The following is a 14,200-nucleotide window of genomic DNA, read 5'->3' on the forward strand; positions in this document are numbered from 1 at the left end:
CAGACTGTCTTTAAAAAAAACTTAAGCAATCGAGCTATAACCACTTAAGCAAAAAAGAGCATAAAAACACTAAAATGGATTTATTGTGGCATTTGGCAAATAACCAAACCGTCCTCTACCGTAACTTGAGCCCCTGCTAACTGACACTCTTTCACCAAGTGCGAGCGGCTGGCCTGCCAACCTGCATAAAAACTTACCACACAAAGTAATAATATAAATAACTTTGTTTTCCAGTTTTTTAGAATCTCAGGTTTCTGCGCTTCCACTTTTTGATTCTCCTCAGTAAAAGGACTAGAACTCAAGCTTACCTCCTTTTTCCACAGCAGTCTTGTAGGCCTCTCTGCCCTGGCAGCGCTTTAACCAGTTTAATGTACTATTATAGCGAACTTCATCAAGCCCAGGACCTGAATTGGCAGCTTCAATAAAAAAGCCCATTTGCACATCTGCTGCACTAAATTCACTGCCTGCAAACCACTTATCATTTGACAGCTTCTCTTCGATCAGATCCAGCGCTGTTGTAATATTCTTACTGATCATTGAAGCTTCGACTTGCTTCCGAATGCCTTTGGCAATTGGCTTAATTAAGGTTGGAGAACGCTCAACCACCTTATTAAATACCAGACGCATCACCAAAGCCGGCATAGCTGAAGCTTCTGCATAATGCATCCAAAAGTCATAATCACGCCAGACCTGACTCTCGGCATCCACCTTAGGGTGTAGCTTATACTCTGTATCGTACTTGGCCATTAAATAATCAATAATATGGCCAGACTCTATTAAGCTGGTCTTTTGTTCTGGGTCTTTTGGATTAAGACCGGTAACCTCTAACACTGGAGACTTACCAGAAGGATGGACTCGCTCCAAAATTTTTGGGGCCAAATAAGACTGGGTGCGCTCATATCTAGTTAATTGATACTCCACCCCCAGCTCTTCTAATAACCAAAGAATACGAAATGAGCGCGAGTTTTCTAAATGATGCAAATGCAAGTCAGACATAAAGTTTCCTTATTTTTGTGCGCAAAAAAAACGCCAACATACTATGTTGGCATTTTATAGATTATCAACGACAGCTAATAGGGTTTATTTGTTAAACCATACTGGGTGGCAGCTTAGATAAGAGGCTTAGCACTTATTTACTTAGTACTTATTTAATTAGCACTTAGCTCCTATCAATTGGGCCCTTATCCAGTTAGTGCTTATCAAATCAATAGTTATTAAACTACTGATCATCCTCTAAGCTATCTTCCGCCTCATCTAGATCTGGTTGATCCTCCGAGCCTTCCGTAGCTTCGTCAGTCAACAAACCTTCATCCTTCATGGCTTCAACGATCTCATCTTCTTCTCCACTGTCTTCGACTCGGGCCATCGCCACTAAAGCTTCATCTTTAGCCAAGCGAATTAAGGTTACCCCTTGGGTATTACGACCTGAAGTGGCTACTTGAGCAACTGGCGTACGAACCAAAGTACCTTTGTTTGAAATTAAGATAATATCGTCTTCAGGGTGAACTTTTGTGGCACGTACTAACGCCCCATTACGCTCACTGGTCTTAATGGCGATTACACCACCACCACCACGGTTTTGAGCATTAAATTCTTCTACTGGTGTACGTTTACCATACCCGTTCTCACAGGCAATTAAGATCTCTTTAACATCTTCTTCAATGACAACTAATGATTTAATTGACTCATCTTTGGCGATACGCATACCACGGACACCTTTGGCGGTACGTCCCATCACACGGGCATCATTTTCATCAAAACGAATCGCTTTACCACTTGAAGCAAATAACATCACTTCCTGTTCACCATTAGTGATACGAGCAGAAACTAGCTTGTCACCTTCTTCTAGGCCAATGGCAATTAAACCATTTGAACGGATATTGGCAAACTGTGATAACTCAACACGCTTAACCGTACCATTGGCGGTTGCGAAGAATACAAAACGACTGTCAATCTCTTCTGACAAATTAGGGATAGGCAAGATGGTCGTTACAGCTTCATCTGGCTCAAGTCCTATGATATTCACTAGCGGACGGCCTCGAGAACCACGGCTGGCAATAGGGACTTCAAAGCCTCGTAGGCTAAACACACGGCCGTTGTCAGTAAAGCACAATACTGTGGCATGGGTTGAAGTCACTACCAGATGATCAATCACATCATCTTCTTTCATCGCTGTGGCAGACTTACCTCTACCACCACGTTTTTGGGCAACATAATCACTTATTGGCTGAGTTTTTGCATAACCGGTACGCGACACAGTTAACACAACCGTTTGCTCAGGGATTAGATCTTCACGGCTAAAGTCAGTACGAGAGTCAACGATATCTGTGCGACGCTCATCACCAAAGTTCTCTAAAATCTCATGCATCTCATTTTTGATAACCATCATCAGCTTATCAAAGTCCGCCAAAATAGACTCAAACTCGGCGATTTGACGCAATAAATCTTGATATTCTTCAGTTAACTTCTCGTGCTCCAGACCAGTAAGGCGATGTAGCTGCATCTCTAAGATGGCGTTAACTTGCTCTAGTGATAAGCGGTAATTATTGCCGTTATCAATTAAGCCAAATGGATTTTTTAAATCTTCGCCTTCGATGTATTCAGGACGAACCGAGCGTAAGTCGCCCGCTTCTAACGTACCACGGCCGGCTGCTTGTAGCATCGCTACCACAGTGCCTGAGTCCCAAATTTGCGCTAACAGCTTCTCACGGGCTTCACCACGGTTGGCTGACTCTTTAATGGTGGCAATAATATCATCGATGTTGGCTAGGGCAACTGTCAACCCTTCTAATAAGTGACCACGAGCTTTGGCTTTATTTAATTCAAAAATTGTACGGCGGGTCACCACTTCTTGACGGTGACGTACGAAAGCGGCAATTAACTGACGCAAAGTCATCAGCTTTGGTTGGCCATTATCAAGCGCAACCATGTTGATACTAAAGCTTGATTCTAGTGGGGTCTGCAAGAACAAGTTATTGACAATAACTTCAGCCACCTCTCCTCGGCGCAGATCAATGGCGATACGCATACCGTCTTTGTCAGATTCATCACGAATCTCTGAAATACCTTCAATCTTTTTGTCGCGCACAAGCTCTGCAATACGCTCAATTAGCTTGGCTTTATTGGACTGATAAGGAATTTCGGTGAAGACGATACGTTCACGATCACGGTTAACCCCAGTGTCACTCATCGGCTCAATATGATAGCGACCACGGATATGCAACCGGCCTTTACCGGTACGATACGCATCTACAATCCCTGCACGGCCATAGATAATACCGCCGGTAGGGAAATCGGGACCTGAGATGTAATTAGTTAACTCTTCACTTGAAATATTGGGGTTATCAGCATAAGCCAAGCAAGCATTTAGTACTTCGGTTAGGTTGTGCGGTGCCATATTGGTCGCCATACCTACCGCAATACCTGTTGCGCCGTTTACCAATAAGTTGGGGATACGAGCAGGCAGGACACTGGGCATACGCTCAGATCCATCGTAGTTATCTTCCCAGTCAACTGTGTCCTTTTCGAGGTCAGCAAGCATCTGGTGGGTCAGCTTGGTCATACGCACTTCGGTATAACGCATCGCAGCGGCAGGGTCATCATCAATTGAACCAAAGTTACCTTGACCATCGACCATGGGATAACGCAAACTAAAGTCCTGCGCCATACGCACAATGGCATCATAGACAGCAGTATCACCATGAGGGTGGTATTTACCGATTACGTCACCGACCACACGGGCAGATTTTTTGTAAGGTTTATTGTAATCATTAGAGAGCTGATGCATGGCATACATGATACGGCGATGCACAGGTTTTAGACCATCTCGTACATCAGGTAAAGCTCTAGACACAATAACACTCATTGCATAATCGAGATAAGATTGTTTCATCTCATCTACGATAGCAATAGGACTGACCGAATCACTCATACATACCTCTCCATGTTGGCAGCTGACTTTTTTGGTGAAGGTTTTTAATGGCCCCTCAAGGAAAAGAAACTGCAAACTATTTTTTAATTTTTTATACCAATAATAACCAGCCGTATTTTAGCATAAATTACGCTCGAACGGGCGGTTTTACTGACATTAACTCGCAATTCGGCAATGATATTAGCGTTTTGTTATTGATTAAAATCCCAACCAAATTTCCATTTTCTCAGTTAGCAGAATATTACTTGGTAAAATCAAATAGGTTGGTTACAATCAAAGCTTTTTTTAGCCCCTAATTATCTTAATTGACTCCCTTAGGTAACCTTACATGAGCACAGCAGAAGATCGTAACTTTGACCCCATTACTGAGCATTTTGTCAAAAAAGTATATGGAGGCTTAAAGGGCGACATCAGACTTGCGGTATTAAAACGTGATCTTAGCGCTGTTGTCAGTGATTTATCACGTCAACTCAATCGCCCCTTAAAAGTATTGGATGTGGGAGCCGGATTAGCACAGCTGTCCATTGAGTTGGCGACACAAGGCCACAATGTAACTATCAATGACATCTCAGATAACATGCTTACTGAAGCCAAAGCTCATGCCAAGCAGTTAGGGATCATTGATGATATTCAATGGCTGGTGTGCCCGTACCAAGATCTAGAAGCTAAGCTCTCAGCTGAGTCTATCGCAGGCTTTGATTTGATATTGTGTCACGCCTTGCTGGAATGGCTTGGTGATCCTAAGCAGATTATGCCCTTTTTTAAGAGGTGGTTGGCTCCTAACGGGGTGTTGTCCTTATGTTTTTACAACCCAGCCAGCTTCGTGTATCGCAATTTAATCATGGGCAATTTTAATTTATTAAATAACCCCAACTTTAAATCAGACAATAAAAAAAGCCTTACTCCAAATAACCCAGTCAGCTACGAAGAAGTAGAGAGCTGGCTTACAGAGCAAGACTTTTATATCGATAAAGTCAGTGGCTTAAGAGTGTTTCATGATTATGCCCCTCTAAAACGAGGAGGACACAGCAATCCAGAAGCGGTCATTGAAATGGAGCTGCGTTATTCAGACCAAGCCCCTTATAAATGGCTCGGTCGTTATATCCATGTGCTTGCGTTAAATACGCTGCCAAGTGGTGACATCTAAATCGCTGCCTTGAAATAGCACCACATGAGCCATTAAGGGACGAAAACCTATCATAGAGCCGACAGGGTGATCATGGTGACTTGAAATAAGCGATAACACCTCTTCTCCGTTCTCTAAGCGTAAACGGTACAAGAAGTTTGCCCCACGAAATACCCGCTCAACCACCATCGCCAGTTGTGGACTGTGATCATCATGAACAATGTCATCGGGGCGAATTAATACCTTAATCTTGGTGCCATTAGGGTAATCATATTCACACACTTCCCCTTGCGCGAAGTAAGTTTCATAATCCATTTCATAATAATGAGAGTGAATGGGCTCAGGATAACGCTTAATGTCGCCCAAAGCAGTCTTAATAACGCCCTGCTCAATAACGCCATCAATCATCGCCCCCTCCCCGATGAACTCAGCAATAAATGGACTATTAGGCTCGTGATACAATTCATCTGGGGTTGCCCATTGAGCCAGCTTACCTTTATGCATAACCCCTACTTTATCGGCTATGGCAAAGGCTTCATGCTGATCGTGGGTGACCAAAATAGCCGTAGTATTGGTCCGCTTTAGAATATCACGCACCTTGGCAGCCAATGACTCCCTTAGCATCATATCTAAGTTTGAAAATGGCTCATCAAGCAATAACAAATCCGGTTTAGGCGCTAAAGCCCGCGCCAAAGCAATACGCTGCTGCTGTCCCCCCGACAACTGATTAATACGCTTATCGGCATGTCCGGTAAGCTCAACCAGCTCCAACATCTCTTTAATACGGGCAACCTTATCTGCTTTGTTCCAGCGGTGTAAGCCAAAGCCAATATTTTCGCTGACCGTCAAATGACTAAACAAAGCATAGTCCTGAAACACCATGCCCATATCGCGCTTAGCAGGCACCACTTGAACTTTAATTTTGCCTTGATTGATGTCAGTCAAAGTCTTACCGTTGAGGATAACCTTACCATTTTGAGGAGTTTCAAGACCGGCAATAGCCCGCAGCGCAGTGGTCTTACCGCAGCCACTAAACCCAAGCAAACAGCCAATCTCTCCCTGCTCAAGCTGCATAGATAATGACTTTACCACTTCAGTTTCACCGAAGCTGACAATAAGGTTATCTAACGTCAAATAATGTGAATTTAACTGAGACTGTTGAGCTGAGGTTGACTGCATCGAATTCACCGTTTTTTTGCTTAGGCTATTATAAAATAAGAAGTATTAACACCGCTTTGAGGCACAAAACTATAAAACTAAACTTAGCTAAGCCTAGCTTTTATCTGATTGAGTAATTAATAAAATAACAGGGATCAAACCTACCAAAACAATGGTTAAGCTGGGCAATGCTGCCCGTTCATACATCCCCTCAGAGGTCATCTCAAACACCCGTACTGCTAAAGTATCCCAGCCTTGACGACGTGTCATTAAGGTAATAGGCATCTCTTTGGTCACTTCAACGAACACCATGATTAAAGCGGTAAACACCCCAGGACTAATTACCGGTAGATAAACTTTACGCCAACGTTGCCAGCGGTTTGTGGTCAGCAGCTGTGCCGCCTGTTCTTGGCTTGGGGTTAATCTATTTAATTGTCTATCAATAGGTTGAAAGCCCACAGTCATAAACCGAGTGGTTAATGCCAATAACATCACAATCACACTACCACTAAGTACCTGAGCACTGGTAATGTTTTGGGCAATGAATAAATTATCTAGCCAAGCAATAGGGATAAACACCCCAACTGCCAGCACGGTACCAGGCACTGCATATCCTAAGTTGGACATAGAAACCAGCAGTTGATTGCTGCGACTAGGATACTGGCGCAATAACCACGCAACCAATAAAGCCACTGAGGCTATGAGGGTGGCAGTGGTCCCAGCAATTAATACGGTATTTTTGACAAAGTCCCAATAACGAGCGTCTAAATCAATGTGATAGTTTTTTACTACCCAAATTAACAACTGTGTCATGGGTAGCCCAAAGGCCATGATAAAAATAAAACCACAGAATAGCATTGCCCAGAGATTACGAAGACCAGTCAGCTTCTCACGTTGCCGATTACCTGCACTGGGGAGATAACTGCGTCTCTTTTGCCAATAACGCTCTAAAAGCAAGATGATAAACACAGTTATGATCAGCAAAGCCGCCAATTGTGCTGCTGTGGTTAAACTAAAGAAGCCAAACCAAGATTTATAAATGGCCGTAGTAAAGGTGTCTAAATTAAAGACGGATACTGCCCCAAAATCAGCTAAAGTTTCCATCCATGTTAATAATAGACCGCCCACAACCCAAGGCATGGCTTGAGGTAAAGCCACTTTAAAAAAAGATTGATTACGAGTTAGACCCAGCATTTGACCGGCTTCTAGAGCGCGTTGACCTTGTGATAGAAAGGCTTGTCTGGCTAAAAGATAAACGTAAGGATAGAAGACTAAGGAGAGAATAATGCCGGCACCCCAAACACTGCGAATGTTCGGTATCGACCAGCTAAGCCCCATGTCTCTAAGTGAGGTCTGAATAAAGCCACTGTAATCCAGAATTCCTACGCTGACAAATGCCAATACATAAGCTGGAATGGCAAAAGGTAGCATCAGCGCCCAGACAAAAAACTTCTGCCCTGTGAAGCGATACATACTGGTCAGCCAAGCCAAATAAGTGCCCAGACTGCCCGCTAATAGTGTTACCAGTGCTAAGATTAGGATTGTGTTTTTTATGACCTGAGGTAGTACAAACTCAGCCAAATGTGACCAAACATCTGCCATAGGCTCAAACCACGAACGCATGACAATGATCACTGGGATTAACATAAATAGCGAAACCAGTGCCAACACTGATTTCGCTAATACTGACCCTTTTGAAATATTCGCTTTCATAAAACCCTATTGCAAAGTATAAGGGCTACCTATTATAGGAGCCCTCTACTTTCAGCAGTTATTTATGGTTTTGTTATATAGCATTAAATTACCTTGATATATATAACTTTTTATTACTGTTCATTTATTACAGTTCAGTAAGCAGTTACTTATTCGTAACCGGCGCGGTCCATCAGTTGGACTGCTTCAGCTTGGCGCTGACCGAAGATACTAACATTAATATTATCTTGGTTGAAGCTGCCCCATGAGCGAAGCATATCAGACTCATCCACCCCTTCTTTTACTGGGAACTCTTTATCGCCACTAGCATACTTACCTTGAGCAGTGTCTGAAGACAACCATTCAATTAGCTTACGAGCACCTTCTACGTTATCAGAGTTCTTGATGATACCGGCGCCTGATACGTTTACGTGAGTGCCTGTTGCTTCAGCGCCTTCACCTTGGTTGGCCCAGAAGATTTTCACTGGGAAGTCTGGGTTTTCTTCTAAGATGCGACCATAGTAGTAACTATTAGCAATACCTACTTCACACTGACCTGAGGCGATTGCTTCTAGTAGCTTAGTGTCATTACTAAATACTGGCGCTGCTAAGTTGGCTACCCAACCTTTCACAATTTCTTCTGTTTTTTCAGGACCATAGTGCTCAATCATACTAGCAACTAACGACTGATTATATACTTTTTTGGAAGTACGTAAACAAAGCTTACCTTTCCACTTAGGATCAGCAAGGTCAGCATAGGTTGATAAATCAGTAGGCTGTACTTTCGCAGGATCATAGAAGATAGTACGAGCACGCAAAGACAGACCAGTCCATAAATCATCTACTGAACGGTATTTTTCAGGAACATTACTATTAACCACTTCAGAGTTAATAGGCTGTAATAGGCCTTGTTGACCTGCTTGCCATAAGTTACCAGCATCTACGGTAAGTAAAACATCCGCAGGAGTATTGGTACTTTCAGCTTGTAGACGCGCAATTAGAGGACCACTGTCATCGGTAACCAGTTCAACAGGAACCCCTGTCTCTTTTGTGAATTCATCCAATAAAGGCTGAATCAATTGCTCGTTACGTGATGAATAAATAGTAACTGTATCACCTGAAGCTTTATCGGTAGCTTGCACTTCAGTATTTTGTTCAGTATCTGCAGTCTTTGTAGCCTCTTCAGTAGACTGATTACAGCCTGCCAATGCCAATGCTCCAAGAACGGCAGCACTTAATATAGTGTACTTGGTGCTGGCTTTGACTACGGATGTTGCTTCTAGTGATGTTCCCATTTTTGCCTCTTTTATAAAGAATTAAGCGTTGATTTTATAGTGATATTTATTTAGATAAAGTTACTATCTAGTTAAAGCATCGGAAGTATTTTAATTCAAATGGTAATAATTATCAATAACAATCAGCGACTGATTATCAATCCAATACTTTACTCTATAGTTTCGGCCTTATTTGTCTCTTCTTCTGGCACCTCGGGTTCTTTTTTTAATGGCTCAATCTTGCGATGATCTTTGATAATATCGATCAAGGGCGTTGCATCAGGCTCAAACTGGGTCCACTCAGGTCGAATGGCCTCCATATTTACTGTCTCATCTTTAATTTCTATCACCGGGAAAGTACTGGTATAAAAAGCGAGTAAGGCCTGCCCGCGGTCGCTAACCAACCACTCCATAAACCTTAAAGCTTGACCCACCTCTTCTCCACTGTCGGCCATGCCTATGCTAATAGCGTTGGTGATCGCCCCTCGATTAATTTGATTGGGCCACATTAGCCGCAGCTGAGTATTGGGCTGAGTTTTGGCATAACCCCAAAAAGCATCGCTGTCTACTATTCCCACATCACAGCCACCCTGCTCCATTCGATTAAGGATCTCAGCATTATTGGCTAAGGGGCTGCCCATATTGGTCTGCCAATTGCTAAGAATCTCTGGGGTCAGTTTGGTGCCATTATAAGACACCATCATTTTGGCAATGGCCTGGTTTTCTGGGCTATAAATATCGGTCATGCACAGCCTACCTAACCATTTACTGGCACCAAGACCGGCATAGTTCACCAATTCCTTCTCATTAACTTTGTTTTTGTTATAAACAATACTTCGAGCATACTTACCCACCCCAAACCATTCTCCATCAGGGTCTTGATAGTGGGCTGGCACTGCCTCTACTAGCACCTGTGACCCTATAGGCTGTAACACATGGCTAGCACTGGCGTTAGCAAGTGAATAGACGCTATGCATCATTAACATATCTATGCCTTTAGGCAGCTTCACATCGAAGTGTAAAGGCGGCTCTTCATCAAAGCTAATGGTAAAGATACTTTTATCTACAGGCACCCATTCAATTGATATACCAGTCTCTTTACGGTACGCATCACTAAGCCGACTTAGATTTTTTATATCTAAATCAGTGCCTATTTGGAATCTTTCTTGGCTGATTTGCACTGGGTTAGCAGTCTGATTTTCATCATCATTTTGGCTATCTGAGCAGCCACTCAAGCTTAGCGTGGCTAAAATGAAGGCAGACAAAGTTTTTGTTAGAAATTTGCTATTTGACCTAGCAACCTTGGACATGACAGAGAACCTATAGCAGTAAGTATGCGAGCAGAAGAAAGGATAGAAGAGATTAAAAGACTAAGTATAACTGAAAAAAGCCTTATAGATAACGGCCACATAATGCGTTGACTGCAGCTTCTGTACGCAGAATTCGACGGCCTATATTAACGGGCTGACAGCCATTGTCTTGTAACAGACCTACCTCATAATCAATCCAGCCTCCTTCAGCACCAATACATAGGACTTGCGGCAAGCCTGACTGCTCAATATATTTGTTAAAAGATAATGGGCTGTAAGGATGGGCCACTACTAAGCTGCGATCTTTGGCCCAAAGACTAAGCTCATCTTCTACAAAGGGCTTAAAGCGTTTTTTTAGTTGAATATTGGGTGCTATGGTATCCATTCCCTGCTGTAGTCCCTCTGTAATAAATTCATCAATTCTATTAAGCATAGGGCTTTGCCAATAGCTTTTATCAGTACGATAGCTATTAACTAAGATGATTTCCGCCACCCCTATAGCCGTCATATCCATTATCAACCTTCGCAATACCTTCGGCCTTGGCAGGGCTAAAACTAACGTTAAATCTAGCTTGCTAGGAGGCATAGCATCTAAATTAAGGCTACCTAGCTTGAGCTGGGTGTGTGACACCTCTTCAATAACTGCTGTTCCCAATTTCCCATTTAAGCTACCTACTTTTACGCTGTCACCTTCCTTAAGTCCAAGTACCTGTTGTACGTGGCTGATTTGGCTACGGTCGGTGATATTAATACTAAGCTGATTATTATCAAACTCAGGTAACAGTAGAATATTCACAGTACTTCATCCTCACCGCGTCTACGCACCTTAAAGTGATCCAAATCCACTTCATTCTCTTTTGGGTCAGGAGCCAGTTTCGCCATTTTAGTAGCGCTCAATAGACCTTCTATCATCTGCAATTGCTGCTGCATAGCATTACTTTTAGTAGCCACTAATTGCTGTCCTTGCTTACCTGCCAGCTTCGCCTGCTCAGGATAAGTTAACCACTGAATTACGCTATCTAGCAGTGAAGCATTAGGCATGGCGCCAGCATTGCCGGATATTTTAGAAGCTTTATCGTTTTGAGAGTTATTAGCGGCATTAACAACTTTTAAAGCACCCACCTCGTGTAATGCAGCTACCACTTCATGACACGACTGAGTATAAGGTCCCATGATGATAGGTTTCGCTAAACTGGCCGCTTCAATCGGGTTATGTCCGCCGATATTTACCAAAGACCCGCCTACTAATGCCACATCTGCTAGCTGATAACAGGCCGTCAACTCACCCATGGTATCGGCAAGATAGACCTGAGTGTTCGCTTCAATAAGCTGCTGCTGACTACGACGGTGATAAACCAAGCCAGAGCGCTCAAGTAGCTCAGCCACTGCATCGAAGCGCTCAGGATGACGAGGTACCAAAATGAGTAAGGCATTGGCTAAATTAGCCCGAGCGATTAACTGCTTATGAGTCTCAATAACTGCCTCTTCCTCTCCTTCATGGGTACTACCAGCGACCCAAATAGGGCGATTGAAGACCTCGATATCAGAGCCAAATTCAGCCTGTAAAGCTGGTGTTGTAGCAGTTGTTTCTAGGCTAGACTGTGCAGTGGCAGGAGCCACTCCTGTTGACCACTTCAAAGAATTCGCCCGGCGAATCTTCACCACCTCAGCACCCAAACGACGAAAACGCTTCGCTGAGTCCGCATCTTGTGCAATGATCATACTGATATTGTGCATCATGCTTTTACTAACTGAGCGGTACTTGGCATAACTTTCAAAGGACTTCTGCGACAGCCGCGCATTCACTAGTACTGAAGGGATTGCTGACTGCTTTAATACCGCTAATATATTGGCCCACAGCTCTGTTTCTACAAACATAGCCAAGTCAGGCTGAGCGTTATTGACGAACTTCTCAATAACAGCTTTATCATCGACTGGCACAAAAGTATGTACCATTTTCTGGTTGGCAATGGCTTCTGCGAAGAGCTGTTCAGTACGTGCAAAGCCAGTTTGAGTAGTATTGGTTATCCAAATTCTGGCCCCTTGCTGCAGCATCACTTTTAGCATAGGAGCAATGGTATTGGTCTCACCTAATGACACGGCATGACACCAAATGTTGGCTCCATTTAAAGGGCTAATCTTCGAAGAGGATTGCGATGAAGTCATAGGGTAAACCGGGGGCTGCGGATAGTGACGACCATAACGAGAGTCGATTTCTTGTTTATAATCAGCCACTGGCATATCGCTTTTTTTGGCTTGGCGATAGCGGCGCCACAAGACTAACCTATATATCGGCTTTAATAGTTTTATGGCTAGTTTGTAGTACCAAGGAGGCGCAATGGCCTGAGTGGTTTGTTTGGCATTTGATACTGCAGAATAGGCTGAGTTATAAGGATTGGCGTCTTTGTTGTCTGGCATAATCAACCTATGGTCACCTTGTAAAAAATTGCAGACCTCGATTACTTTAAAAGCTCTGTTAAAAAAACACTAAAGCCAAGTAATCAGGCTCTTTGATAAAACAGTCCGAATAAAAAATAGCCGGTATTCTACCGCATTTGAAAAATATAAAATAGCCATAACTATCAATAAGATAAGTATTATAGTAGCGGGCTAAACAACCGTATCCCTGAGTCAAAAAGCTGTTTGTAGGTGGGTCGACTTTCCCACTCATCCCACTGTAACAGTTCACACTGAGTTAAGTAAGCCTGTTGGCAACTATAAACCTGTTCTACAATACTAGGGGTGTACAGTGCTAAGCTAATCTCCATATTCAAATAAAAACTACGCATGTCCATATTTACCGTGCCAAACAAGCAATAGTCATCATCAATAACCACCGTCTTAGCATGCAGCAAACCGCCTTTAAATAAAGCGATTTTTACCCCTGCTTCCATCAGTATTGAGTAGGAGGCCTGTGAAGCATGCTGTACAAAAAAGGAATCTACTTTTTTGGGTAGAATTAAAGTGACCTCCACTCCCCGTTTAGCTGCTGTAGTTAAAGCCGCCAACAACGCCTCATCCGGCACAAAGTAAGGGGTAGTTATCTGGATGCGGTGATCTGCCCTATGAAAAATAGTCAACAGAGTATTATAAATCACATGTTCCGTAATGCGCGGGGCTGAAGGAATGACTTGAGCCATAACATTATCTATCACCGGCATATTGGCAATAGCCCGCATATAATCCGGTAAGCTTTCTGAATCTACCGCATAATCAGGGTCCTGCTCTGAGGCCTTAAAGTCATGGCCATATTCATCACTTAAATTAAGGGAGGATATTTGTCTGGCCAAATAGCCGGATGCCTTATCATTAATGTCATTAATTGCAGGCTTAGGGCGATACAACTTACGAGTATACATATTGATACCCCACTCTCAACACTTTTAGGGGTTGAAAAAAAATGACACCTCACTATCCTTAAAGTTTTCGACCAAGAAGACCAAGGACAATGAGATGCCACTTGACGAATTTATCATTAATATCTATCTGATGGTAGAGCAATATTACAACTTAGTCGTTCAAAAACCGTTAAGAAGAGGCGGATTTGCGCCTAAACTTAGCGATACTGAAATTATATGTATGGAGCTAGTTGGTGAGTTTATGGGCATGGATCAAGACAAACAAATCTGGCAATATTTTAAAAACCACTGGCTGTCTTGGTTTCCAAACCTTGGCTCTTACCCTAACTTTGCTAAACAATGTGCTAACC

At 43.0% G+C, this 14,200-nt stretch carries 11 protein-coding genes and 1 pseudogene; 2 read left to right on the forward strand and 10 right to left on the reverse strand.

Annotated elements, in window-relative coordinates; translation table 11 throughout:
• Nucleotides 1-80 precede the first annotated feature (80 nt).
• The 3 genes from G561_RS13945 to gyrA form a co-directional block, all read right to left on the reverse strand.
• Nucleotides 81-302, reverse strand: a complete 222-nt coding sequence (locus tag G561_RS13945) for a hypothetical protein (RefSeq protein ID WP_037031651.1) — start codon at nt 300-302, stop codon at nt 81-83.
• A complete protein-coding gene (locus tag G561_RS0104585; protein ID WP_028858500.1) occupies nt 292-996 on the reverse strand; it encodes a glutathione S-transferase in 705 nt (234 codons plus the stop codon). Before G561_RS0104585 ends, G561_RS13945 begins: the two co-directional genes overlap by 11 nt.
• A gap of 223 nt (nt 997-1,219) precedes the next feature.
• On the reverse strand, nt 1,220-3,931 hold the full coding sequence (gene gyrA / locus G561_RS13950; protein ID WP_037031653.1) for a DNA gyrase subunit A: 2,712 nt from the start codon (nt 3,929-3,931) through the stop codon (nt 1,220-1,222).
• 328 nt (nt 3,932-4,259) lie between these two features.
• Here gyrA and G561_RS0104600 point away from each other — a divergent pair, with 328 nt between their 5' ends.
• Nucleotides 4,260-5,078 carry a methyltransferase domain-containing protein gene (locus G561_RS0104600; protein ID WP_028858502.1) on the forward strand — a complete coding sequence of 273 codons (819 nt, stop codon included), beginning with the start codon at nt 4,260-4,262 and terminating at the stop codon, nt 5,076-5,078.
• Here G561_RS0104600 and G561_RS0104605 read toward each other — a convergent pair.
• The 7 genes from G561_RS0104605 to G561_RS13955 form a co-directional block, all read right to left on the reverse strand.
• A complete protein-coding gene (locus G561_RS0104605; RefSeq protein ID WP_051584364.1) occupies nt 5,049-6,236 on the reverse strand; it encodes an ABC transporter ATP-binding protein in 1,188 nt (395 codons plus the stop codon). The genes G561_RS0104600 and G561_RS0104605 overlap by 30 nt on opposite strands.
• Nucleotides 6,237-6,329: 93 nt before the next feature.
• Nucleotides 6,330-7,928: an ABC transporter permease gene (locus G561_RS0104610; protein ID WP_028858504.1), complete on the reverse strand. Its 1,599-nt coding sequence runs from the start codon at nt 7,926-7,928 to the stop codon at nt 6,330-6,332.
• Nucleotides 7,929-8,077: 149 nt separating this feature from the next.
• Nucleotides 8,078-9,202, reverse strand: a complete 1,125-nt coding sequence (locus G561_RS0104615; RefSeq protein WP_028858505.1) for an extracellular solute-binding protein — start codon at nt 9,200-9,202, stop codon at nt 8,078-8,080.
• A gap of 149 nt (nt 9,203-9,351) precedes the next feature.
• Nucleotides 9,352-10,491 (reverse strand): ABC transporter substrate-binding protein, encoded by a 1,140-nt coding sequence (locus G561_RS0104620; RefSeq protein WP_028858506.1) that lies wholly within the window; start codon nt 10,489-10,491, stop codon nt 9,352-9,354.
• An 82-nt stretch (nt 10,492-10,573) separates the two neighbouring features.
• On the reverse strand, nt 10,574-11,287 hold the full coding sequence (locus G561_RS0104625; RefSeq protein WP_028858507.1) for a 16S rRNA (uracil(1498)-N(3))-methyltransferase: 714 nt from the start codon (nt 11,285-11,287) through the stop codon (nt 10,574-10,576).
• Nucleotides 11,284-12,909 carry a 3-deoxy-D-manno-octulosonic acid transferase gene (locus G561_RS0104630; protein ID WP_028858508.1) on the reverse strand — a complete coding sequence of 542 codons (1,626 nt, stop codon included), beginning with the start codon at nt 12,907-12,909 and terminating at the stop codon, nt 11,284-11,286. Before G561_RS0104630 ends, G561_RS0104625 begins: the two co-directional genes overlap by 4 nt.
• Before the next feature lie 179 nt (nt 12,910-13,088).
• Nucleotides 13,089-13,850 (reverse strand): phospholipase D-like domain-containing protein, encoded by a 762-nt coding sequence (locus G561_RS13955; RefSeq protein WP_228707621.1) that lies wholly within the window; start codon nt 13,848-13,850, stop codon nt 13,089-13,091.
• A gap of 94 nt (nt 13,851-13,944) precedes the next feature.
• Here G561_RS13955 and G561_RS0104640 point away from each other — a divergent pair.
• A pseudogene (locus tag G561_RS0104640) lies at nt 13,945-14,200 on the forward strand (IS982 family transposase); the annotation flags it as partial.

The organism is Psychrobacter phenylpyruvicus DSM 7000 = NBRC 102152, from assembly GCF_000685805.1.
GTDB lineage: Bacteria > Pseudomonadota > Gammaproteobacteria > Pseudomonadales > Moraxellaceae > Psychrobacter > Psychrobacter phenylpyruvicus.

Excerpts from the sequence above, each read along its gene's own strand:
- G561_RS13955 (WP_228707621.1), bottom strand. The coding sequence starts at position 13,850 with ATGTATACTCGTAAGTTGTATCGCCCTAAGCCTGCAATTAATGACATT.
- G561_RS0104600 (WP_028858502.1), top strand. The coding sequence starts at position 4,260 with ATGAGCACAGCAGAAGATCGTAACTTTGACCCCATTACTGAGCATTTT.
- G561_RS0104605 (WP_051584364.1), bottom strand. The coding sequence starts at position 6,236 with ATGCAGTCAACCTCAGCTCAACAGTCTCAGTTAAATTCACATTATTTG.
- G561_RS0104585 (WP_028858500.1), bottom strand. The coding sequence starts at position 996 with ATGTCTGACTTGCATTTGCATCATTTAGAAAACTCGCGCTCATTTCGT.
- G561_RS0104620 (WP_028858506.1), bottom strand. The coding sequence starts at position 10,491 with ATGTCCAAGGTTGCTAGGTCAAATAGCAAATTTCTAACAAAAACTTTG.
- G561_RS0104615 (WP_028858505.1), bottom strand. The coding sequence starts at position 9,202 with ATGGGAACATCACTAGAAGCAACATCCGTAGTCAAAGCCAGCACCAAG.
- G561_RS0104610 (WP_028858504.1), bottom strand. The coding sequence starts at position 7,928 with ATGAAAGCGAATATTTCAAAAGGGTCAGTATTAGCGAAATCAGTGTTG.
- G561_RS0104630 (WP_028858508.1), bottom strand. The coding sequence starts at position 12,909 with ATGCCAGACAACAAAGACGCCAATCCTTATAACTCAGCCTATTCTGCA.
- gyrA (WP_037031653.1), bottom strand. The coding sequence starts at position 3,931 with ATGAGTGATTCGGTCAGTCCTATTGCTATCGTAGATGAGATGAAACAA.